Origin of the sequence: Microbacterium sp. R86528 (assembly GCF_044596335.1) — a bacterium.
GTDB lineage: Bacteria > Actinomycetota > Actinomycetes > Actinomycetales > Microbacteriaceae > Microbacterium > Microbacterium marmarense.
Genome location: NZ_CP138996.1, coordinates 1,142,873 through 1,166,273, shown reverse-complemented (window position 1 = coordinate 1,166,273; position 23,401 = coordinate 1,142,873). Strand labels below are relative to the sequence as shown.

The 23,401-nt window shown below is 60.2% G+C and carries 17 protein-coding genes; 8 read left to right on the top strand and 9 right to left on the bottom strand.

Translation table 11 applies throughout. The annotated features are described in order from the left end of the window. Positions 1–23: 23 nt before the first annotated feature. Both SJY18_RS05655 and SJY18_RS05650 read left to right on the top strand, forming a co-directional pair. Complete coding sequence (locus SJY18_RS05655) at positions 24–1,979, top strand: rhamnan synthesis F family protein (protein ID WP_396668666.1); 1,956 nt, start codon at positions 24–26, stop codon at positions 1,977–1,979. Next, the gene (locus tag SJY18_RS05650) at positions 1,976–3,898 is read left to right on the top strand and encodes a rhamnan synthesis F family protein (protein ID WP_396668665.1); all 1,923 of its coding nucleotides are present in this window, start codon (positions 1,976–1,978) and stop codon (positions 3,896–3,898) included. Before SJY18_RS05655 ends, SJY18_RS05650 begins: the two co-directional genes overlap by 4 nt. Here SJY18_RS05650 and SJY18_RS05645 read toward each other — a convergent pair. The 4 genes from SJY18_RS05645 to SJY18_RS05630 form a co-directional block, all read right to left on the bottom strand. After that, entirely contained in the window at positions 3,895–4,899 is a 1,005-nt protein-coding gene (locus SJY18_RS05645; protein ID WP_396668664.1) for a glycosyltransferase domain-containing protein, read from the bottom strand. The two genes, SJY18_RS05650 and SJY18_RS05645, sit on opposite strands and share 4 nt — an antisense overlap. 76 nt (positions 4,900–4,975) lie before the next feature. Beyond that, a complete protein-coding gene (locus SJY18_RS05640; RefSeq protein WP_396668663.1) occupies positions 4,976–6,196 on the bottom strand; it encodes an ABC transporter ATP-binding protein in 1,221 nt (406 codons plus the stop codon). 1 nt (position 6,197) lies between these two features. After that, complete coding sequence (locus SJY18_RS05635) at positions 6,198–7,115, bottom strand: ABC transporter permease (protein WP_337338916.1); 918 nt, start codon at positions 7,113–7,115, stop codon at positions 6,198–6,200. A gap of 97 nt (positions 7,116–7,212) precedes the next feature. Then, positions 7,213–8,613: a glycosyltransferase family 4 protein gene (locus SJY18_RS05630; RefSeq protein ID WP_337338915.1), complete on the bottom strand. Its 1,401-nt coding sequence runs from the start codon at positions 8,611–8,613 to the stop codon at positions 7,213–7,215. A gap of 132 nt (positions 8,614–8,745) precedes the next feature. On the opposite strand from SJY18_RS05630, the gene SJY18_RS05625 reads away from it, so the two are divergent. Continuing rightward, positions 8,746–11,565: a hypothetical protein gene (locus SJY18_RS05625; RefSeq protein WP_396668662.1), complete on the top strand. Its 2,820-nt coding sequence runs from the start codon at positions 8,746–8,748 to the stop codon at positions 11,563–11,565. A gap of 36 nt (positions 11,566–11,601) precedes the next feature. Here the strand turns inward: SJY18_RS05625 and SJY18_RS05620 are convergent, their stop codons facing one another. Further along, complete coding sequence (locus SJY18_RS05620) at positions 11,602–12,534, bottom strand: lysylphosphatidylglycerol synthase domain-containing protein (protein WP_337338913.1); 933 nt, start codon at positions 12,532–12,534, stop codon at positions 11,602–11,604. Next, positions 12,531–13,625 carry a glycosyltransferase gene (locus SJY18_RS05615; protein WP_396668661.1) on the bottom strand — a complete coding sequence of 365 codons (1,095 nt, stop codon included), beginning with the start codon at positions 13,623–13,625 and terminating at the stop codon, positions 12,531–12,533. Before SJY18_RS05615 ends, SJY18_RS05620 begins: the two co-directional genes overlap by 4 nt. 228 nt (positions 13,626–13,853) lie before the next feature. Here SJY18_RS05615 and SJY18_RS05610 point away from each other — a divergent pair, with 228 nt between their 5' ends. The 5 genes from SJY18_RS05610 (at position 13,854) to SJY18_RS05590 (ending at position 19,616) form a co-directional block, all read left to right on the top strand. After that, a complete protein-coding gene (locus SJY18_RS05610) occupies positions 13,854–15,731 on the top strand; it encodes a glycosyltransferase (RefSeq protein WP_396668660.1) in 1,878 nt (625 codons plus the stop codon). Positions 15,732–15,819: 88 nt separating this feature from the next. After that, a complete protein-coding gene (locus SJY18_RS05605; protein WP_396668659.1) occupies positions 15,820–16,923 on the top strand; it encodes a glycosyltransferase family 2 protein in 1,104 nt (367 codons plus the stop codon). Positions 16,924–16,925: 2 nt separating this feature from the next. Further along, positions 16,926–18,062, top strand: coding sequence for a UDP-galactopyranose mutase (glf, locus tag SJY18_RS05600; protein WP_396668658.1), 1,137 nt, complete (start codon positions 16,926–16,928; stop codon positions 18,060–18,062). Positions 18,063–18,084: 22 nt separating this feature from the next. Next, positions 18,085–18,876 (top strand): ABC transporter permease, encoded by a 792-nt coding sequence (locus SJY18_RS05595; RefSeq protein WP_396668657.1) that lies wholly within the window; start codon positions 18,085–18,087, stop codon positions 18,874–18,876. Next, a complete protein-coding gene (locus SJY18_RS05590) occupies positions 18,876–19,616 on the top strand; it encodes an ABC transporter ATP-binding protein (RefSeq protein ID WP_396668656.1) in 741 nt (246 codons plus the stop codon). Before SJY18_RS05595 ends, SJY18_RS05590 begins: the two co-directional genes overlap by 1 nt. 26 nt (positions 19,617–19,642) lie before the next feature. Here SJY18_RS05590 and SJY18_RS05585 read toward each other — a convergent pair whose 3' ends face one another. The 3 genes from SJY18_RS05585 to SJY18_RS05575 are packed head-to-tail and all read right to left on the bottom strand — an operon-like array spanning position 19,643 to position 23,396. Next, positions 19,643–20,644, bottom strand: coding sequence for a glycosyltransferase (locus SJY18_RS05585; RefSeq protein WP_396668655.1), 1,002 nt, complete (start codon positions 20,642–20,644; stop codon positions 19,643–19,645). A gap of 47 nt (positions 20,645–20,691) precedes the next feature. Further along, positions 20,692–21,999 carry an O-antigen ligase family protein gene (locus SJY18_RS05580; protein ID WP_396668654.1) on the bottom strand — a complete coding sequence of 436 codons (1,308 nt, stop codon included), beginning with the start codon at positions 21,997–21,999 and terminating at the stop codon, positions 20,692–20,694. Beyond that, on the bottom strand, positions 21,996–23,396 hold the full coding sequence (locus tag SJY18_RS05575; protein ID WP_396668653.1) for an O-antigen ligase family protein: 1,401 nt from the start codon (positions 23,394–23,396) through the stop codon (positions 21,996–21,998). The genes SJY18_RS05580 and SJY18_RS05575 overlap by 4 nt, the downstream gene beginning before the upstream one ends. Between the last annotated feature and the right edge of the window lie 5 nt (positions 23,397–23,401).

Genomic DNA, 23,401 nt, shown 5'->3' with positions numbered 1-23,401 from the left:
GTGTCGGGGGAGGTGTCGGGGTTGTGAGTGAGGTTTCTGGGGTTTTGGCTCCGTCGGTGTTTCCTGATGGTGGTCGTCGGCTGGTTGTGTATGTCGTTTATGACCGGCGTGGCGAGGTAGAGGATTTTGTTGTTCACGCTTTGGCTGCGTTGCGTGAGCATGCGGCGCATGTGTTGGTGGTGGCGAACGGTTCGTTGAGTGCGGCGGGGCGTGAGAAGTTGGCGCCGGTGTCGGATTCGGTGTTGGTGCGTGAGAACGTCGGGTACGACATTTGGGCGCATAAAGAGGCGTTGGAGTTCGCGGGTGATCTTTCGTCGTATGACGAGATCGTGCTGGCGAACGACACTTGGTACGGTCCGGTGCGTCCGTTTGGTCCGTTGTTTGAGCGGATGGATGCCCGTGAGGTGCACTTTTGGGGCATGACCGATCATGCTGAGGAGGTGCCGAACCCGTTTACGGGTGAGGGGCGTCTGGCGTATCACTTGCAGTCGTTTTGGATTGCTGTGCGTCGTGACATGTTCTTGTCGGAGACGTGGGCATCGTACTGGCGGGATCTTCCGGCGATGCCGGACTACTTTGATGCTGTGTTGAAGCACGAGGCGGTGTTCACGGAGCATTTCACGGATCGTGGTTTCACTGCGGGTGTTGCGTTCGGGTTTGATAAGTATCCGACGACGCACCCGGCGTTGTTCAACGCGGACTTGTTGATCGAGGACGGTTGTCCGCTGTTGAAGCGCCGACCGTTGTTCCACTATCCGCCGTTCTTGGATCGTCACGCGGTGATCGGTCGGTGGACGTTGCAGACCGTGGAAAAGCACGGTTATCCGATGCCGTTGATTTGGGACAATTTGGCACGCAACGTTCCGCCACGTGTGATGAACGCGGACGCGGCGATGCTCGAGGTTCTTCCTGACGTCGATATCTCCTACGACCCCACCAAACCCTTCCGCATCGCGGCTGTCATACATATACGCGATATCGCGCAGGTTGACGAGTTGCTGGATCGATTCTGCATGCTCCCTTCTGGCGCAGATCTTTTCCTCACGACGGTCGGCATCGAAGACACTGAGTATGTGCGCGATCGGATCGCACGCCGGGATGATCTCGATGAGGCGCGCTGTGAGGTGCGCATGCTCGCGTCCGGTCATGGCCGTGATATGGCGGCATTTTTCATCGCTTGCCGAGACGTGATCGACAGCGAGCGCTATGACCTCGTCGTGAAGCTTCACTCAATGAAAAGAGCTGGACGGGACTTCAACTCGCGGCGCTACTTTCGGCGGCACCAAATCGAAAACATCGTCAGCTCAGCAGGCTATTTTGCCAACCTGCAGTCGTTGTTTCAGCGGGAGCCGGGACTCGGCGTCGTTTTTCCTCCGATGGCCCACATCGGTCGTTCATCGATGGGTCGCGGATGGGCCGGTCTTAAGCATCCGGTCTCCGAACTCTGCAAGCAGCTTGGTATCCGAGTGCCCCTCGATGATCCTTCCCCGTTGGCCCCTATCGGGGGTATGTGGGTGGCGCGCCCCGATGCGCTGGGCATCATTGCGGGGCAGCGTTGGAGCGTCTCGGACTATCCGAGTGCTCAGGCGCGAGGTCCGCGCGACCTTGCGCGAATGCAGGAGCGGCTGATTCCCTATGCCGCAGGCGAACGCGGGTACCATTGCCGCACCGTGCTGAACCTTGAGCACGCGGCGATCAGCCACACCGCGCTGGAAGACAAAGTCGACCAGATGTTCTCAACTACTCCGGGCTATCCCGTCGAACAGATCCAGTTCTTGCACCGGGCTGGTTGGGTCGGCCACGGCGGACCGATCAGTCTCTCGCGCATGTATTTGAGGATGAACCGGCCCCGTTTGAGTCGCATGCTAGAGCCGATCTTCGGCCGGGCGTGGACGTTGTTGGAACGCTACCGGCGTGTACGCGTTCGTCTTCGTGGCAAGCCGTCGGTTGTGGTGTCGGGGGAGGTGTCGGGGTTGTGAGTGAGGTTTCTGGGGTTTTGGCTCCGTCGGTGTTTCCTGATGGTGGTCGTCGGCTGGTTGTGTATGTCGTTTATGACCGGCGTGGCGAGGTAGAGGATTTTGTTGTTCACGCTTTGGCTGCGTTGCGTGAGCATGCGGCGCATGTGTTGGTGGTGGCGAACGGTTCGTTGAGTGCGGCGGGGCGTGAGAAGTTGGCGCCGGTGTCGGATTCGGTGTTGGTGCGTGAGAACGTCGGGTACGACATTTGGGCGCATAAAGAGGCGTTGGAGTTCGCGGGTGATCTTTCGTCGTATGACGAGATCGTGCTGGCGAACGACACTTGGTACGGTCCGGTGCGTCCGTTTGGTCCGTTGTTTGAGCGGATGGATGCCCGTGAGGTGCACTTTTGGGGCATGACCGATCATGCTGAGGAGGTGCCGAACCCGTTTACGGGTGAGGGGCGTCTGGCGTATCACTTGCAGTCGTTTTGGATTGCTGTGCGTCGTGACATGTTCTTGTCGGAGACGTGGGCATCGTACTGGCGGGATCTTCCGGCGATGCCGGACTACTTTGATGCTGTGTTGAAGCACGAGGCGGTGTTCACGGAGCATTTCACGGATCGTGGTTTCACTGCGGGTGTTGCGTTCGGGTTTGATAAGTATCCGACGACGCACCCGGCGTTGTTCAACGCGGACTTGTTGATCGAGGACGGTTGTCCGCTGTTGAAGCGCCGACCGTTGTTCCACTATCCGCCGTTCTTGGATCGTCACGCGGTGATCGGTCGGTGGACGTTGCAGACCGTGGAAAAGCACGGTTATCCGATGCCTTTGATTTGGGACAATTTGGCACGCAACGTTCCGCCACGTGTGATGAACGCGGACGCGGCGATGCTCGAGGTTCTTCCTGACATCGATATCTCCTACGACCCCACCAAACCCTTCCGCACGGTTGTTATCACGCACATCTACTACGTCGAGATGACGGATGAAATCCTCGATCATGTCGACACGCTTCCTGGCGGATATGACCTGGTAGTCACCACGCCCGAGGAAGAGCGAGCGGTTGCTATTCGTGAGATTCTCGACCGGCGCGACGGCGGAGCGCGATCACACGAAGTGCGAGTGGTTGAGAACGATGGCCGTGACCAAAGCGCATTTCTCGTGGGCTGCCGCGACGTATTACTCAGCGACAAGTATGACCTCGTCGTCAAACTCCACTCGAAGAAAACTCCGCAAGACGGCTTCAACGTCGGCCGCCATTTCAAGCGGCAACAGTTCGACAACCTGCTCAACAGCGAGGGCTACTCGGCCAATCTGATCGCCTTGTTTCAGAGAGAACCGGGCCTCGGCATGGCATACCCGCCAACGATTCACATCGGCTACCCGACGATGGGTCGTGGGTGGTGGTCGAATAAGCCGGGCTATGAGCGCATCGCTGAGACGCTCGGCCTCCACGTGCCGCCGGACGAGATCTCTCCACTTGCTCCGTACGGTTCGATGTTCATCGCGCGCCCGGCGGCTCTGCGATTGCTCGTTCAGCATCCCTGGAAGTACGAGGACTTCGGCGGAGCGGAGGCCTATCGTGATGGCGGGCTCGCTCACGTGCTTGAGCGGGTGCCGTCATATGCCGCTGGCGAGCTCGGATATCACACGCGTACCGTTTGTACCACTGAGTATCTCTCGATCAGCCACACTGCGTTCGATTACAACCTCGACCAGATGTCAACGACGATTCCGGGCGATACCGTCGAGCAGATACATTTTCTCAAGCGTGCAGGATACGTCGGGTCAGGAAGCTGGCGCGATTTTGTGAATATGTACGCGCGGCTGAATCCGGCTGATCGTTCGCTACCGAGGCGCGTGCTTCGCAAGGTACGCACATTGCTGAGCGGTGCTCGACGCCGCGTAGCTCGCGCAGTGCGCCACTGGCGCCATAGCTAGGAGCGGCGCTTGCGGTTGAACGGGCGCCGGACGGCAGTGGTAAGGCTTCGAACCAGGTTGGCGCCTGCACCCGCCACACCCTGGGTGCCCAACCATCGCTCCTGCCAAATCCCGACATCCACGAGCTGTTCGTGGAATGATTCTTCTAGCCGCTCGCGTTCCGTTTCGGCGCCATGCAACTGCGCACCCAGCTCTGCCAGCTCGGTGTTGAGCCTTGCGACCGTCATCTCATCGAGCGGTTCGAGGCGGGCGGATAGTTGATCGACTTCCCTCTTTGCACGTCGAAGTTCAGCGAGGAGCGGACCTGAGGAATACGGACTCGCCTTACCCTGCGCCACCTTGCGCGATGCGATTACGGGCCACTCGTGATATTCCGAACTGAAGTTGTCGATGTCGAGTTTCCGGTACGGCAAGTCGATCTGATCGAGGGCTACCAGGATCGACAGCTGGTCACGGCGTGAGTATCGCAGCACATGTTCGTACCAACGCTGCATCGCAAGATCGACCTTTTCGTCGCGCCGACGTGCCATCATGCCCGTCCACAAGGGTTTTGCTGTCAGGCAGTCTGGATGCGCATTTGAGTACGCGAGGAGCTGTTCATGCACTCGTTCACCGTTGTCGTAGTTGAGGCGCACAACCTCGTCGAACTCGTCGAGCAACTGCTCGCGATAGCTATGCTCGGCCAGGGCAAAGACCTCGTCATCATCCAACCACGCCGCAATGATATTTTCTGGCGGCTGCCGAAGGCGCACCGAAGCATCGATGCAAAGGGTGGCATCGTACTGTCGCAAGCGCTCGTGACCGAGGATCTTGAGCGCTCGAGCGCTACGTACAGTGTCGGTCGGAAAGCGGGGCTCTACAAGAACGATCTCCCAGTCATCGCTGCGCAACGAGGGGTCGTCTGTGAAGCAGAGAAAGTCTGCTGTGCTGTCGGCAGCGACGGGTTGCGCGAGAAGTCCGTCATAGTTGCCGATGAGGTAGGTATAGACGCAAGTCTTCACTCGGTCGCCTTCCATGGTGATCGGGTGCGGTTCAGGTAACCGAACTCACCCTATCGGTTCGCCCGGCCGGGTGCTTCTACGAGAGCGACACCTGTGCCTGTGCGTATAGTGTGCCCGTCTGGCGCGGGTCGAACGGCACCGCGAAGGTTGCACCCTGCCAAAGCACAGCCTGTTGAGTTCCGTTTTCGTCGGCGACTTCCGCATTGACAAAGTACTGTCCCCCAGCGAGTCCGAGGGTCGGAAGCACATATGTGACCGTCCTGGGCCCGGCGGGTGTGGCCTCGTGCGGCTCGCTCAGACGACGAGAGCCGGTACCGAAAACTTGTTGACCGTGCGGAGTGTCGATACTGAACCCGGTGTTCCACTTGGCGACGGATTGCTTGTGGTTTACATGGATCTCTATCGTGAGAGCCTCACCGGGAGCCACGGTTGTTTCACCGCTCGCGGTCCTCAGGGTGATGGCGGTGATCTCGGGCTTCATGTCCTCGACTTCGACAGCTTCTTCCGCAATCGCGTCGCGTCGCTTGCCCTCGAGCACTTCACGGTGCACCTTTGCTGCCTCATCGACGGGTCCGATGAAAACCACCTCGCCGGCGGAAAGCACGACGCCTTCGTCGCACACTTCCATCACCTGACTAGCTGAGTGGGACACGAGAATGATGGTTCGTCCTTCGCGCTGAAACTCGCGAATCTTGTCGAGGCACTTGCGTTGGAATGCCTCATCGCCGACCGCCAGAACTTCGTCAACGAGCAATATGTCAGGGTCCGTGTGGATCGCGACCGCAAAGGCAAGGCGAACGTACATACCCGACGAGTAGAACTTCACCTGCGTATCGATGAAGTCAGCAATCTCAGAGAAGGCGACGATGTCATCGAACCTGGCGTCGGTTTCTTCGCGTGAAAGTCCGAGTATCGACGCATTTAGATAGACATTGTCTCGCCCCGACAGATCAGGATGGAACCCAGCCCCCAGCTCGAGGAGCGCCGCAAGTCGGCCACGTCGAGCGATCTTTCCGGAACTTGGTTCGATGATCCCGCCGATGAGCTTCAACAGGGTGCTCTTGCCGGAGCCGTTGGGGCCCATGAGTCCTACCGTGGTTCCCGCGCGGATGCTGAACGAGACATCGTGCAGCGAGTCGAAGACCTCGCGGTGTGTGCGCCCGCGGCGACCGAAAGTGACAACGCGTTCTTTGAGCGAATTGTCTTTTCGAATGATGAAGCGTTTTGACACTCCCTCAATGGTGACAACCTCAGGGGATTGCTCGTCGGGCGAGGTTGCGGCGTCTTGGATGCTCATGTCACAGCTCCTGTGCGAAATTGCCCTGCATGCGTGTGAAGGCTCTTTGGCTGAGCCAAAGCAGCACAATGCCGATGGCTCCGACAATCAGCATGCGCAGCAAGAGGTGTGAAGGATAGTCGGTCGGTTCGCCGGCGATCCAGAAGGCCTTGTGGAAACCCAGCACGGCCAGCGTGAGCGGGCCGGTCGAATAGACCTCAATAGCCCAGGAGGGAAATCCGAACAGTGCAAAGCTGTCGCGCACCATCGTCCAGCCGTAGACGATCGGCGATGACCACATCGACAGCATAAGAAGAATCTGTGTGAGGTACTGCATATCCCGTAGGTAGACGTTCAGCGCAGACAGAAGCAGCGCAAGGGCGGTGCCATAGATGAGAACGAGAAGGACGGAAGGTAAGAAGTACAGCAAATCGATGGTGAACGGCGGTGCGCCGAGGATGACGCACGCCAGGGTGAGTACCGCGACCTGCATAGCGAATGTGAATGACCCCGAGCCGACGGAGGCGAGTGGGAAGATCTCGCGCGGAACATACACCTTCTTCACGAGGCCCGCATTGTTGACGATCGAACCCGTACCACCAGAGACGATCTCAGAGAAGAGGACGAAGATCGTGAGTCCCGAGAAAATGTACAGCGCGAAGTCTTCGATCCCGCGGGCAGCACCGAGAAACTGGCCCATCACCGTGTAGTAGACGATCAGCTGAACGATCGGGTTGATGAGGGTCCACAGCAGGCCGAGCGCACTGTCTTTATAGCGTGACTTGATATCGCGTCTCACCAGAAGACCGAGCAGGTGGCGGTGCGCGAAGATCTCTCCGATGGAACGGCCGACCCCTGGGAGTCCGGTCTTTGCCGCCGTCACGGGGATCAACGGTTCGGATGCAAGGCGCGCGTATCGCTCGCTCGGGCGTTCGCTCACGCGGTTCCTCTGTTTCTTGCGGGTGATATCAACAGCGTCACACTATACAGTCGCTCGTCTGCGACCTAGCCGAGAGCACACGTGGCGCTCCGCCTGCTCATCGCCGTCGCGCTCGGCCCCAACGCTCTCGGGCTTTGCCGAAGGTCTTGCTGAGACCTCCAGTGCGAAGGTAATAGACCAGCAGAGCCGTATCGCGCCGCGGTCCCTTGGGCATTGCGAGAATTCTGCTGAACGGATCCGATCCACCTGTGCTACGCGAGCCTTTGGCGGCGCCTCGATCAGGTGCTCGAGTCGGGTTCTCGCAGAAGTCGCGTAGGGGCGCGACCGCGCGTTCCCACGTGAAGTCCTCACGCACCTGCTGAACGTTGCTCAAGATGCTCTCGCGTCGAGCGTCGTCGAAGAGCACCTCGATAATCGCCCGCGCAAGGGCCTCAGGGTCTTGCGGGGGGACAACGGCACCGAGATCCCGATCACGAACGAGATCGGCGAAGCTGTCTCCGTCAGTGGTGATGATGGGCAGCCCTGCCCAGAGATAGTCGAGAATTCGTGTTCGAAACGAGAATCGGGTTTCGAGATGCACGGGGTGGGTGCTCACACCGACATCGGCATCCATCAAGAAATTGATGCGATCTTCATAGTCGACCCAGGTGTCGTTGAAGAACACCGATCGATCGGTGAGACCTAGCTCGTCGGCGACCTCAACAGTCTGCTGGAGCACCTGCATCTCAGGAACGTCGGGGTTGAAGTGCCGTGCACTCATGAAGAAAAGCTTGACCTCGGGGTGCGCGGCAGCCAGCAGTCCTACAGCACGCACCAATGTGACCGGATCGAACCAGTCATAGATGCCACCGCCCCAGATGAGTACTTTGTCGTCTACGGAAATGCCGGCTCTTTCGCCTTTGAGAGCATGACGAGACTGCACGGGGTCGTCGGAAGGAAGCCCGAACGGAACGATCCGCACGAAGGAATCAAACGAGGCATCGGCCGAATATGTTGCAGGGTTGATGCGCCCGGCGACGGAGAGCGCGCCGAGCCAGAGTGTTTGCTGACGTTCAGAGGCGCAGATGAATGCGTCCGCGCGGGCCAGCTGTTCGTTGAGGAGTGACACCGCTTTGAGGACTTCTTCGTTCCAGGTATCGGCGTCGCGGTGCTTGTTCTGTTCGAGCTGCTCGAGGTGGAACGGGTCGTACAGATCGGCGACGAGAATCTTGTCTGATTGAGCGATACACGGATACATGCGCATCGAGATGCCCTGCACGATGATGACGTCGGCCCATTGCTCATGCTCTCGCATCGACCGATCGTCGCCGTCATTCACATAGAACAACGCGAAGATGTCGGATTGACGATCGATCTTCGCCCACGACACGACCCGTACATCGCAGGTCGCAGCCAACTGGTCGGCCATGTTCCACACCCGGATCGCAGGGCCTGCCATGCGCGGTCCGATAATGTCACCGGTGATCAGCAGGACGCGGGTGCGGGAATGGTGATTCACTCGCCGATTCTAGCCGACAGGCAGCATCGCGATGCTATGCAGCGGGCGGAACGAGGAACGCTGGCGACCACCCTGGGTAGACTTGCCGGAGCCCGCGGCGAGAGACGCCCTTTGAGTATGTAGGAGTGCAGTGTGACTCATGCCCCCGGCGAGGATGTGGCTGATGCCTCTATAGCGACCGATGACGGCTCAGTTGAGCCAGTCATGAACAAAGCGCTCTTGCGGTGGTGGCGTCGACGTCCGGATGTGTTTGGCGCCCTTGTTGCGCTGACCGGACTGCTTGCGGTCATCGCCGTACATCTCGGGCCAGCGTTGATCGGTGTCAAGTCGTTTAGCGCTATGGATCGGCTGGCGTCAGTCGCGCCATGGTGGGACGGAGGCATGCGTCCGAGCGTGCTCAATCCGTTCTTGGGGGACAGCATCGACTCGTTGCTGCCTAGCTATATTCAGATGCACGAGCGTCTCTTCAGCGGGGAGTGGCCGCTGTGGTCATCGCTCGGCGGGCCGGGAACCGAACTCTTAGCAAGCACCAACAGTCCAGCGCTTACGTTGTCGACGATCTGGTTCTTGGTGTTGCCCACTGTCTATGCGCCCGGCTTTGTGAAGCTGGTTGAGATAGCGCTCGCCATGGGCGGCATGTACCTCTGGATGCGTCGAATTGGCATGGGTCGCGCAGCCGGCGTCGTCGCAGGAATTTTCTACTGTGGTTCTGGGTTCTTTGTCGGGTGGGCTACCTGGTCTGCGCAGTCATCCGTCGCGGCCATGATGCCCGCACTATTTTGGGCCATCGAACGATATGTGCGTCGGCGCACGTTGCGGTCTTCGCTGCCAATCGCCGGAGTGGTTGGCTTGCTCATGCTGAGCGGCTTTCCCGCAGCTGCGGGCCACGCCCTGTACGCGGGCGGCATCTACTTCATTGTGCGGATTGTGGCAGAACGAGCACGCCACAGTGTGTCTGGCAGCCTCCGCACGTTCGCTATCGGTGTAGCAGCCGTGGCCTTGGGTATAGCGCTCGCCGCGGTGCAGCTCATCCCGTTCGCAATTGGGCTATCCGATGTCGACCTGAGCGTGAGAAGCGGACAGTTTTTCTCGCAGCAGCCCATTCGATCGTTTCTCTCGGTCTTCTACCCTGAGACGTTCTTCGAGGTGGGGTTCGGCGGTGGGACGAATCCGATCGAGGCGTACGCGTTTCTCGGTATCGGAGCGGTGTTCTTCGCTCTAGTTGCGCTGCTGAGTCCACGCATGGTCGGTCAAGCGCGCGGCGTTGTGCCGTTTCTGGCTGTCGGTACAGCACTGGCCGCAGCCGTGGTATGGCAGCAAGGGTGGTGGACACTGTGGCTCGCTGATCTGCCCATTTTCTCTGGCAACAACTCCGGCCGATTGCGTGACCTGGTAATGCTGTTTGGGTCGGCGCTCGCCGGCATCGGAGTTGAGCGCGTGTTCCGACAGTCGGCACGGCCTCGTACTCGGATTCTCGTCATCGCCGCGGCGAGTACAGCCCTGCTGGGAGCACTCACAATTTGGGTGTGGCAACGCATCCCGGAGGTTACAGCCGAACATCTGTTTTGGGATGCCGCACCGGGATTCGGGATCATCGTGCTTGCGGTGGTCGCGGTCCTGGCAAGTTCGCGTGCAGCATTGCGCGCGGGTGCGTTCGCCGGCGTCGTGGTGCTTGCGGCTCTGCAGATGAGTAGCTCCGTATCGAACTATTGGCCGCTCACAGATGCGGAGGACTTCTATCCGCAGCTCCAGCTGATCAGTGAACTCGAAAGCGCGACGGAAGGCGAGAGGCTGGCGACCTCTGGCTCGTTCATGGGGTCAACCGCGTCGGCCTACGGCTTGCGGTCAGCAACCGCGCACACCTTCCAGCCGACTACGTGGCGGGAATATCTGGTCGCGCTCGATCTGGGCGCATTTGGCGAGGGCCAATCTCCGACCAATCCAAGTCTTACGTTCCCCGGGGTGGAAACCGCTGAACAAAGAGCGTTGCTCGACAGGCTGTCAGTGGCCGCTTGGACAACACCAGCCGGAGCGGAGACTCCCGGAAAGCTAGTTGACGCGTCGGGCCAGCCTCACAGCGAGGTGATATCAGACAACACCATCGTTTCTGAGGCAGGCCAGCCCCTTGTTCGCGATGTAGCCAGCGCGTCGCTTCGTGCGGTGACGTTTTCGGTTGCTGAGCAGGCGCTGGGCAACGAAGACGGCGTCAGCGTGCAGATCTCTTTGCGAAATGCGGCCGGCGAGGTGGTAGCGACCAGTGCACTCCAGCGGCAGCTATTGAACCCCGGCCCCGTTCTTGTTCCCATCGCGGCCGAGGAGCTTGCACCCTCCGCTGATGGCTTCACGGTTGAGATTCACACCAACGTAGACGTCGTATTGGTGGCAGACACGGGCGGTGAGCCCGCCTTAGCGATCACGGAACCAACCGACGATGGTTTGCTATTGAGCTTTGCCGACGCGAGCGGAACCGTATGGGAGAGACAGAATGCACTTCCGCGGGTGCGTTGGGCCTCGTCGAGCGAAGTTGTGACCGACAGTTCCGATCGGCTGGCCCGCCTGCAGGAGCCAGGCCTCGCATCCGACACGGTGGTGCTGAGTGAACAAGGTCCAACTGCTGAGGGACAGAACGCGACCGTAGAGGTCATCACTGATTCTGGCGATGAGGTGGCCGTGGAGGTGGTGGCGGAAGGCGGCGGCTATTTGGTTGTCGCGGACTGGATGCACCGGGGATGGAGTGTGTCGATCGATGGCGACGAAGCTGACGTCGTAGAGGCCGACCATGCGATGAGTGCAACCTTCGTTCCAGCCGGGACACACACCGTATCTTTCGTGTATCAAGGAGATGGACTGGTAGCGGGCGCAGCGGTCTCAGCGACAGCCTTCGTTGCGGCGGGCTCGATTCTTGTCGCTTCTCTTTACTGGAAGAGGCGAGATGGAACCTTTGAACGGTGACGAATGGCTAGCCGCCGGGCGAGAGGACAAAGCCGTCTAGTCTCTGCCTCGGCGCGATAGTATTCTGGCGTCGACGACTCCGACGCCCGCGAGACTTAGGTCAACTGCCGTGAGAAGCACGCGGCTGACTAGGACAATAGCCACGGCCGCGCCCGGGTCAACAGTTCCAGCGAGCGAAGCCGCAAGTACTACTTCGCGCACGCCAGCGCCGGCGGGCGCGACGATGAAAAGGAACCCTGCGGTCCACGCGAGTGCGTACCCGCCGATGCACTGCGCAATCGTGAGCAAAGTGAGGGGCGCGCCCATGCCGATCGCGAGCGCGGCAACGGCCATCCCTGCGGTGATCCATGCCGCAACCGACCATGCGATTGTCGCCGTCAAGCCGCGGGTCGAAATGGAAGTATCGAGAGGCTCAAGCTTGGCAAGTTTCCACGCGACTGAGATGACGCGATTCATGATCGCGGGCACGAGTAACACCAAGAGCGGTACAGCGACCCAGATGACCCAGCCCCACTGCTGAAAGAGCGGGCCAGGTGAGACTGCGAACGCGATAACGCCGACTGCTACTCCCGAAATGATGGAGACAAGAAGCGTGATCGACATCGCAGCAACTGAGTGTCGTCTCGGGATCCCGTGGGCTCGTCCGAGTTCGGCCGCTGCCGCGATGTTCCACACTCCGCCGGGGATGTACTTTCCGAGTTGGCTGATACCGAACAACGGCACCGATGAACGGAATCCCAACGGGTTGCCTAGATCGCGCACGACGGATCGCCAGGCCTCGAGCGTGAACAAAACATAGATGACGCTCGCAAGCGCTGAGAGAGCGAGTGCAACGAGTGACAGTTCAGCGAGTGCATCAGCGATCTCTGTCCAGTTGTTCCAGACGAACCAGACAATAAACACGAGAGCAACAGCCAAGAATCCCCACCGTACGGCAGGCGAGCGCAGTACCTTCAGCAGATGCTTCATGCGCGACGTGCCAATGCCGTGAGCAATGGCGCCACGACACGTGCCGCGCGGAACTGTTCGGCGGCCTCCCTCGCGCGGATGCGCGCTGCCTTGGTCTCTGCACCGGAGGATGTGAGCTTGACGAGCGCGGAGGCTAGCGCGCGGGCGTCTCCCGGTGGCGCATATATCGCACCGTCCCCCAGCAGTGCCCGCTGAGGCGGTGTGTCAGAGGTCAGAACGGCACACCCAGCTGCTGCTGCTTCATAGACCTTGTTCGGAACCACCCGCAGTGCCTTGGGTCCGGTGCCGAAAATACCGAGCCCCACGTCGTGGCCAGCGACCAGCTTGGGTAGCTCGCTTGCTTCTACCCAATCGATCCAGGTAACGCCTTGCCGATCTCCTAGCAGCGACCGAGCTTCATCCCAGTCTTGCCCTGTTCCGATCATCGTTGCCGTGAACTTAGCGCCGTCGTCGAGTGCCTGCGCAATCGCGGCGGCGATCACTGGCGCTCCCTGAAGCGGCGTGAACAGTCCGAAGAACACGACTGAGGGCAGCGGCACTAGCTCATCGTTCGAAGGCCGTGCAACGAACCATTCCTCTCGGGCTCCGACAGGAATGACCAGACTTTCAACCCCCGCGGGCAGCATTGCTTCGTGTTCGGTTGTGTCTACGAGCACGAGGTCTGAGGAACGAATTGCTGCGCTGTCGAGCCAGCGCAACATTCGCACGCGAAGACCTTCCGTGCCCCTGTCTTGAGCGGTGTCGCCAGCGAAGATCAGGTGATCGAGCACGATCGTGGAACGACGAAACACGCGTCTTGCCAGGATGACATCGAAGTGGCCGAGATACCCGACGAGGACCACCGACGGCTCGGCACCCTCGCGACGCAGTGCGCGAGCATCCTTGATCAGCGAAATCCATCGGCTCAGCAGTCGAAACCCGAAGGCAGGCAGCCGCCAGGGCTCACGTAGCATTCGGACTCGCTCTGAGGTAGTGAATCCGAGTGGTCGGTTGAGCTCGGTCACATCAACGCCGTTCGCCCGCAAGCCATCGATGATTATGCCTACCCGAGGGTGGCGTATCGAGTCATAGGTGCCGAATGCGACAATCACGCGTGGTTCTTTCGTCTTGTTGATGTGTTCATTGTCTTCTCGGCGCCGCTCTAGGGTCCGCCGACGGGGTCTAGACTCGGGTCGGCCCGCTTGTTGCGTCCAGCGCGATGATAGCTGATAGTGCAGAGGAGCTTGTCGCAGGGCACTTTGGGGGTGCTGACATCGAGATGGCAGAATTAGCGCGAGTCCGTGCTTATCAATTCACGGCTGACAGCCAGAGACTAGCAAATGACCCAGATTCTTCAGCAAGTCATTTTCCCCGACGTCGTGGACAGCGAGGTTCATCCGCTCTATGTCGATCGGCGGCCCGATCGCGTGAATATCGTCGATCGGACGTCGGTCTGTGTTGCATCTGGCACGATCGCATCTTTCGCGACCTACTTCAACGCATTTCCCGCGAGCTACTGGCGCCACTGGACGACGGTCGATCGAGTCGAACTCAGCATCCGGTGTGACGGTGTCGGTGAAGTCAGCATGCACGGCTCAGATGCCGCTGGCTCGTCTTATCTGATCGACACGCAGAACACCGTTAGCGGTCACGTTCGCTTTGCGGTCGACCTAAATTCCTTCGACGCCGGCGGTTGGCTATGGTTTGAAGCCTCAGCCACAACTGAGCTCACGATCACCGACGCGCGTTGGCAGACGGACGCAGTGCCAGTCATTCAACCACAAGCCGCACTCGGCATCACGACGTTCAACAAACCCGGCTATTGCGCGAAGACCTTGGCAGTCTTGGCAGACTCGAATGAGCTGTTCTCGGTGCTAGACCAAATCTTCGTCATTGACCAGGGCGATCAGCATCCGTCGGATGACCCGCGTTTCGCTGCCGCGGCAGCCACGCTCGATGGCCGGCTCACCGTGATCTGCCAACCCAACTTTGGCGGGTCAGGAGGCTACGCGCGCGCGATGCTCGAGACGCTCGATAGGTCGACAGCGAACTTCGTGATGCTCATGGACGACGACGTTGAGATCGAACCTGAGTCAATTCGTCGCGCCGTGGTCTTCGGCTCTTTCTGCAAAGAGCCCACGATCGTTGGCGGTCATATGTTTGATTTGCTCGATCGCACGAAGCTTTACGCGTGGGCGGAGGTCGTTGACGAAGAGCCCTTTATGTGGCGCACGCTCGACGACGAAAAGATGCCCGTGGACTTCGCGACAAACGATCTCGCCAACACGCCCTGGCTGCACGAGCGCAAGGATTCCGACTACAACGGCTGGTGGATGTCGCTGATACCAAGACAAGCAATCGAGAGCGCGGGTCTCCCTCTGCCGGCATTCATCAAATGGGATGACGCAGAATACTCGTTGCGAGCACGCAACCACGGGATCCCTACGCTTTCGCTCCCCGGTGTAGCCCTTTGGCACGTGTCTTGGGTGGGTAAAGACGACTTGATCGATTGGCAGGCCTATTTTCACGCGCGTAACCGCACCGTCGCCGCGCTACTTCATTCTGAAGCGCCTCGCGGCGGCACACTGCTTTCGCATAGTTTCCGAGTAGATCTGAAGCACTTCATGTCGATGCAGTATTACCCCGTTGATCTGCGGCATACCGCTTTGCGCGCGGTGCTCTCAGGCCCTGAACATATGCACCTCGGCCTGCCCACGGTGCTCAACTCGGCGCGATTGCTCGCCAAGAACTACTCCGAAACGCAGCCGGTGTCGGGGGACGTTCGCGGGGCTCCCCTCACGACGCGCGAGGTTGAGGCGCAGATGCCGTCCGGCATGTCGTTGCGTTTCTTTCTGTTGCGGTCGCTGGTATTGCAGTGGTTGCGTCGCCCGCGCAGCCGACCGAAATCTGACGTCGCGGAGGTGTCGATGACTGCAGCGCAAGCGCGCTGGTGGCGGCTGGCGCGCCACGACAGCGCAGTTGTGGAACTGGCAGCAACCGGTCGACAGCATGTTTACCAACGCGACCGTGCGCAGTTTCGCGAACTCATTGTCGAGAGCGTGCGTTTGCATCGGGAGTTGCGTCGGCGTTGGCCCGAACTCGTAGCTCAGTATCGAGCGTCACCGCTGACATCCGAAGGGCAGTGGCGAGCGACCCTTTTTGCACGCAGTGCGGATTCCAACGGCGAGGTGGGCGCGTCGGGCACTTCCCAGGTTTAGCGACGTCGCTGGGTTAGAATTTCGGAGATCGCGCCGTATTGCGCACCCGTTAGCCGGTGCCGAGCGCACATGATCTGAGAGGAAATCTATGCGCCTGTTCATTCAGGTTCCGTGCCTGAACGAGGAGGAGACGCTTCCGCTCGTCCTTCAGAGCATCCCGACCCAAATCGACGGGATCGATGAGATCTTCGTGCTCATCGTTGATGACGGATCCAGCGATCGCACTGTCGAGGTCGCGCGAGAGCACGGCGTAGAGCACTTTGTGTTCCACACACGCAATATGGGGCTTGCCCGATCTTTCCGAGACGGAATCGACTACGCGCTCCAGCACGGTGCCGACATCGTCGTGAACACCGACGGCGACAATCAGTATCCGCAACAGCGCATCGCTGACCTCGTGCAGCCACTCGTGCGAGGCGAGGCCGACATCGCGATCGGAGACCGGCAGACAAAGACGATTGCGCACTTCTCTCCCTTCAAGAAGATGATGCAAGCAGTGGGCAGCAACGTCGTGAATTTCGCTGCAGGCACCGATCTGCCCGACGCAGCGAGCGGGTTTCGTGCGTACTCGCGCGAGGCTCTCATTCGTTTGAACGTGGTTACTCAGTTCAGCTACTGCATGGAGACGATCATCCAGGCGGGCAACAAGCGGCTTCGCATCGCGAGCGTGCCGATCACGACCAATGCGAAAACTCGCGAGTCGCGGCTCTTCAAGAACATCTTCCAGCACATGGGTCGCTCTGGGCAGGCGATCATGCGCAGCTACATCATGTTCAAGCCACATGTGGTATTCCTGACGCTCGCTATTCTGTTCCTGATCGGCGCAGCCATTCCATTCGTGCGGTTTCTGGTGCTCACAGTTGCGGGCGTCGCCGGCGATCATATCCAGTCGCTCGTTCTAGGAAGCTCGCTGCTTGTCGGCGCACTCTTGTGCTTCGCGCTGCTCGTGATTTCTGACATGCTCCACACGAACCGCACGCTGCTGGAGGACTCGCTCGAGCGAGTCAAGCTCCTGCAGTACTCCCCAGACCGAATTGTTGACCCGACCGAGCCTCGTCCTCAAGAGCTGCTGAGTCATCCATCGACGCCGCTGATCGAGCACCCGACGAAGCTTCCTCCCAAGCCGCCGCTGCCCCCGGATGAGCTTGAGATGGCGCCCGGGCATGCTCCGTCCGATTCTGGGATGCGATAGAAGTGGATCTGCTGGTCGTTGGGTCGGGTTTTTTTGGCCTGACCGTCGCTGAACGTGCTGCCGAGGCAGGTCGACGAGTCACCGTCATCGATCGCCGCGAGCACATCGGTGGCAACGCCTACAGTGAGAATGATCCTGAAACGGGGATCGAAGTGCACCGCTACGGTGCCCACCTGTTTCACACCTCCAACCCCACCGTGTGGGAGTATGTCAACCGCTTCACGGACTTCACCGATTACCAGCACCGTGTGTATACCAACCACGCGGGCGTCGTGTATTCCATGCCGATCAACCTCGGCACGATCAACCAGTTCTTCCGCGCAAGTCATTCGCCTGCCGAGGCGCGAGCGCTCATCCGCGAACTCGCGGGCGAATTCGATGTGAAAGCAGCGGCGAATCTCGAAGAGAAAGCGATCGCGCTGATCGGCCGGCCGCTCTACGAGGCGTTCATTCGGGACTATACGGCGAAGCAATGGCAGACCGATCCGAAGAACCTCCCTGCCTCAGTCATCAGCCGGCTACCAGTGCGGTACAACTACGACAACCGGTACTTCAACGACACGTGGGAAGGGCTGCCCCGCGACGGCTATACGGCGTGGATCGAACGGATGGCTGATCATCCCAACATCGACGTGAAGCTCGGCGTCGACTTCTTTGATTCCGCGCAGGCGCTGAACAAAGGCGCGACTGTCGGTCAAGTGCCGATCGTCTACACCGGACCAGTTGATCGCTACTTCGACTTCGCCGAGGGTGAGCTGAGCTGGCGCACTCTTGACTTCGAGACCGAGGTTCTGCAGCTCGCCGACTTTCAAGGCACGCCCGTCATGAACTACGCCGATGCTGACATTCCCTACACCCGCATCCACGAGTTCAAGCACTTTCATCCCGAGCGCGCAGACCGATATCCGACTGACAAGACCGTGATCATGCGTGAGTATTCACGGTTCGCGTCGCGGCAGGATGAACCGTACTACCCCGTGAATACGGCTGACGATCGTGCCATGCTGCTTGCGTATCGCGAACATGCTAAGGGTGAGCGCGACGTGCGCTTTGGCGGCCGGCTGGGCACGTACCAGTATCTGGACATGCACATGGCAATCGGCGCGGCGCTTTCGATGTGGCACAACGAGATTGCGTGAACGTCCACATAGACTCAGTATCGTGACCACCACTGCCGTCGGCGCCGCAGGGTCGAGCCGGCGCTACCTTCACTCGCTGTGGTTGCTCTCGGCACGCGATCTGCGCGTGCGCTACGCGACCAGCGCGCTGGGATACCTCTGGTCGGTTCTTGATCCGCTCGTGATGAGCGGCATCTACTGGTTCGTGTTCACGCAGGTGTTTCAACGGTCGGTCGGTGAAGAGCCTTACATGGTGTTTCTCATCACAGCGCTGTTGCCGTGGGTGTGGTTCAACTCCGCGGTCACCGACTTCACACGTGCCTTCAACAAAGACGCCCGGCTTGTGCGCTCAACATCGATTCCTCGCTCTATCTGGGTGACTCGGATCGTGCTGAGTAAAGGCATCGAGTTCATACTGTCGCTGCCGGTGCTCATCCTGTTCGTCCTGGTGACAGGTGCACCCGTGACATGGAACCTGCTGTGGTTTCCGGTCGGCGTTTTGCTCATGACGTCTCTGCTCGTCGGGCTGGGGCTATTGGTGGCGCCCCTCTGTGTGCTTTGGGGCGACCTTGAGCGCACGACGAAGCTCATTCTTCGAGCATTGTTCTACGCATCTCCAATCATTTACGGCGTCGCCGATCTGCCAGGCGTATTCAGCGAGCTCGCTGCGTTCAATCCGCTGTCCGGAATCTTCACCCTGTTCCGCGTCGGCTTTTTCCCCGACCAGTGGGACACACTCACGGTCGTAGTCGGGGCCATGATGAGCGTGGCGTTTCTGGGGCTGGGAATGCTCGTGTTCCGTAGTCTTGAGCGCCCGGTGTTGAAGGAATTGTGATGGATGCGTCTGAGCTTGCAATGGAAGCACGCAATTTGGGTGTGCGCTTTCGCCGAAATCGTCGCGGCCGTCGAAATCTCAAAGACCTGTTCTCCGGTTCGTCGCGTCGCTCTCGGCCAGACGAGTTCTGGGCGCTTCGCGATGTCAGCTTTTCTGTCGCCCCCGGCGAGTCGATCGGCGTCGTTGGACGCAACGGCCAGGGCAAGAGCACGCTTCTCAAGCTCGTGGCCGGCGTGCTGATTCCAGACCAAGGAAACATGATGGTGAACGGGGGAGTCGCCCCGCTCATTGAGATCACGGGCGGATTCGTCGGCGACCTCACCGTGCGTGAAAACGTGCGACTAACATCAGGCCTGCACGGCATGCCTCGCGCTGAGGTCGCCCGTCGATTCGACAGCATGATCGAATTCGCAGGGCTGGGCGACTTTCTTGACACGCCCTACAAACATCTCTCAAGCGGCATGAAGGTGCGTCTTGCTTTCGCAGTGGTCTCACAACTCGATGAGCCGATCATGCTTGTCGATGAGGTTCTGGCAGTCGGCGACAAAGCCTTTCGTGAGAAGTGTTACCGTCGCATCGACGAACTGCTCGCAGAAGGACGCACCCTCTTCTTTGTGAGTCACAGCGAACGAGATCTCAGGCGCTTCTGCACGCGAGGGCTCTACCTCGACAAAGGGCAGCTCGTGATGGACGGGCCGATCGCCGAGGTGTTGGACCGCTACAACTCAGACCAGAGCTAACCTCGGCACTTGCAAGTCAGTCCCGCTCAGCCAGCAGCAGGCACAGCAGCAAGCGGCGGCATGGGGCGCCATGAGGCGTCGTTCGCGATCTTGCGGCCGTCCCTGAGTCCGCGGAACAGATTGCTGGTGCCGCGGAAGGTGCGCTCGACGAAGACGAGCCGGATGAGCTCCTTGGCGAAGGTCAGTGCGGTGCCCAGCGCGAACAACACCGGGTTGTACACGCCCAGCGAGCGGTAATACTGCTTGATGTGCCCGCGGTTTCGCATGATGTAGTACCGGTAGGCGTTGCTTGAGGCATTCATGTGGCGAACACCCATGTCCCACTGCTTGATCTCGCGCGTTCTGCGCAAGACGAACTCGTCCACGATCACTGAGGGCGTCTTGCGCGACGCGAGCCACCCATACGTCTGGTCATCCCAGTAGATGAAGAACCTCGGGTCGGGCAGGCCGATCTGCTGCACGACTTCACGATTGATGAACATGCCCTCGAAGCATCCCGAGTTCATCGGCTTGAAGCCTGACTCATCGAAACCTGCTGGCGCGAATGGAATGGGAATACCCATGCGTTCGGCGATTCGGTACTGCCAGTAGAACTCGCTGCCGTCGTAGTCGTAGCGGCGTCCTTGAATGCTCTTGAAGCGGGGCGCCCACTTGCCCATTTTCGCCAGGCCATCGGGAATCACCTCGACGTCGTCATCCATCAGCCAGATCCACTCGGAACCGAGCTCGTAGGCGACACGCATGCCCTCGCTGAAGCCGCCGGAACCGCCCGTGTTGGTATCGAGCCGGCGGTACACAAGCTGGGTGCCCAGCCGTTCCCGGAAGCCCTCGACGACCTCTGTGGTGTCGTCGCTCGACGCGTTGTCGACGATGACGATGTGCCCCGGCTTGGGATCCATCTTCTCGACGCTCTCGAGCAGTCGGGTGAGTAGGGCTGAACGGTTGAAGGTGACAACTGCAATCGTCGACGATGCGGGATCGAAGTCAGTGGACGATTCGATTGCGGGGTTGTGGTCTGCAGTGGGCATGGCTTCAAGAGCTTACCGCGCGCCGCTGTGAACGCTGACGCAGTGGCTCAGAGTGATGCCGAACTCGCAGGAGGCAATGAGATCGTCTCGGTCTCAAGGTTCTCGCGCCACGACCTCGATTGTCCGGCTCGCACCGCGCACAAGACCAGCATGAGCCACCCGAGGCCTGTCAGAGTGAAGCTCTCGAATATCGAATCGATGAGCAGCGTCACCAAGATGAGGGGCGTCCACGCATAGACGACGGAGCGCCGCTCGCTCGCCACCATCCACGCCCTCACAAGCGCAATCCCGGCGAACGCGGCGAATAGAATCACCCCGACCCACCCCAGTTGCAGCAGAACATCGAAGTAGGCGTTGAGGCCGGTGGCGTGTGTTTCATCGAGCTGCACATTGATCGCGTTGAAGGGAAACTCGGTCTTGGCCCACGGGCCGAACCACCCCCAGCCTTCGACCGGGTGGAATCGAACGAGATCGACCATCAGATTCCATAGGTCGACGCGCAGCGAGAAGTCAGTTCCCGCGCCGAGAAACCGGATGATCGGGTGACGCGCGAAGTATCCGATCAGGAGCGCGAGCACTACCGCCGCCCCCAAGCTCAATTGCACTGCGGTTCGATGTTCTGGGCGCGTGTGCCGCACGAGCGCCAGCGCCCCCACGGCCGCGCCGGTTCCGATCGCGATCGCGAAGACCGTGGGCGAGTCGCTGAACGCAGCCAGGGTGCCAGCGAGAATCACCGAATAGAGCGACAGCCCGACTCGAACTGACTGGGTGCGGTACTCGATAAGAAAGGTGATCACCGCGAGCACGGCGACGAAGCCGAGCATGTTTCGGGTGCCGAAAATCCCTTGGATCGGACCGAGTTGCGCGAGGTTGCCTTGAACACCGATGAAGCTGAAGGGGGTGTCGAGAAGCACCCCAGAGAGCACTTCGGTCGCGAGCGACAGCGACAGCAGCACCCTCAGTACGTCGCCCAGTGCGCGCACGGTCTGAAGCGTGTCGCGAATGTGCCCGATCACCACCGCCAGCAGGGCGATTGCCGCCAACGACACCCAGTTCACGAAAGTCTGTGTGCCGTCGGTGCTCCAGTAAGTGCTGGCGAGCGCCCAGCCCAAGAACAGCAGCAGCGTGGTCGGCATGAGGCGCAGGATCGATAGTTCGCGGCGACGAGCCACCATCACCGCGATGCCAATTGCGCACAGGCCGACGATGATGGTGACGTAGGTGACCCTTCCGGCAGTGTGTTCAATCAGATACGACGCGAACACCGAGCCCAGCACGGTCAGGCTGTAAGCACGGGCGAAGCCGGGCGACGCGAGAAAATCGCCGATGGATGCTGCCCGGGGCTTCGCGCTCATTGCCGCAGGCCGACCACATCGCCGCGTTCAATAGCGGCGCGTCTCTCGGCGGGGCCTTCACCGACGAGCGGGGATTGCTTGACCTTTGACGCGAGCATCACGACCAGCATCCAACCCCACAGCATGAGGGGGTTCGATTCGGCCACTCCCTGCACGAGCAATACCGTCGCCAGCAGCGTCGGCAGCAGCGTGATCGTCGAGTATGGCCGGTTCGCCTCGAGGTCCCAGCGGGGGCGGTCGACAGCAAAGAACCAGGAGCGCCAGATGAACGCAAGATAAATGCCCGCCATCAGGATGAGTCCGATGATGCCAAGCTGCATCGACACATCTACCCACATGTTGTGCGCCTGCATCACGCTCTCACCGTGATCGATGATCCACCCATCGAAGGCGGCTTCGGTCGGCACCCATGGCGTAGAAAATCCCCATCCGATCCACGGGCGCTCGCCCGTGCGACTGAGCACGGCATCCCAAATCGCCTCGCGCCCAGTGAGGTCTGCGGTGCGGCCCAGGGCGCCGAAGATCGCATCGCGGATAACCCAGAGCCCCACAGTGCCGCCGACGGCGAGTGCGGCGTAGATGACGTAATAGCGGGTGCGCTCGCCGGGCTTCGACGCCGTGCGCATCAGCAGCACCGTGGCCAGCACAAGAAGCACGGCCGCGGCGGCCACCACGGCCGTGGCAGACCCCGCACGGACGAACATGTAGACCGAGAGCGCAAGCCACGCGATTGGCCATCCGCGACGCTGTGGGCTCATCGTGATGAGGATTGCGAAAACGATGATGGCCACCAGCGCGATGGCGCCGAGCAGATTGGCGTTTCCGACGATGCCCTGAATGCGACCGCCGTCGAACAGGTTGTTCCTTGACCAGTAGAGGATCGGGTCGACGGATTCGGTGCGGGCGACAAAGCCCGGCAGCACCGGCGCTTTGACGAAGACAGACACCCAGAGTTCGAAAACCAGCGAGAGGCCGATGACCCATTTGAGCCCTGCCCCGACTGCCCGCACCAGTTCGTGCCACGACAGCACGCTGCCGACGAACAGTGCCTGCAGGGTCGTGACGTAGAGCAGAAGCAGTGTCAACCACGTTGCCGCCGGCCACGCAGACCAGACGACAGACAGCGTGGCCCAAGCGAGGTAGGCGAGTATTCCCCATGGCAATCGCCGCCACTGCAAAGGCGGGCGCACGATCACCCACAGCACCGCTGACAACAATCCCGCGCCGAGGGTGATGACGATGCTGACCGGAAGGCCGAACGCGTTTACCCACGCTGTGCCGGCGAACGCGCTGAACAGCACAAATACGCACCACGCACGCAGCATCACGTGCCCCGTCTTCTCGCGGATGGGCGGGGCAGGTGGCGCTGACGCAGGGTGCTTGGAGTAGACGGCCATCGTGG

Coding starts and splice junctions, on each gene's coding strand:
- SJY18_RS05640 (WP_396668663.1), bottom strand. CDS start 6,196: ATGAGCATCCAAGACGCCGCAACCTCGCCCGACGAGCAATCCCCTGAG.
- SJY18_RS05620 (WP_337338913.1), bottom strand. CDS start 12,534: ATGAAGCATCTGCTGAAGGTACTGCGCTCGCCTGCCGTACGGTGGGGA.
- SJY18_RS05610 (WP_396668660.1), top strand. CDS start 13,854: ATGACCCAGATTCTTCAGCAAGTCATTTTCCCCGACGTCGTGGACAGC.
- SJY18_RS05605 (WP_396668659.1), top strand. CDS start 15,820: ATGCGCCTGTTCATTCAGGTTCCGTGCCTGAACGAGGAGGAGACGCTT.
- SJY18_RS05590 (WP_396668656.1), top strand. CDS start 18,876: ATGGATGCGTCTGAGCTTGCAATGGAAGCACGCAATTTGGGTGTGCGC.
- SJY18_RS05585 (WP_396668655.1), bottom strand. CDS start 20,644: ATGCCCACTGCAGACCACAACCCCGCAATCGAATCGTCCACTGACTTC.
- SJY18_RS05580 (WP_396668654.1), bottom strand. CDS start 21,999: ATGAGCGCGAAGCCCCGGGCAGCATCCATCGGCGATTTTCTCGCGTCG.
- SJY18_RS05575 (WP_396668653.1), bottom strand. CDS start 23,396: ATGGCCGTCTACTCCAAGCACCCTGCGTCAGCGCCACCTGCCCCGCCC.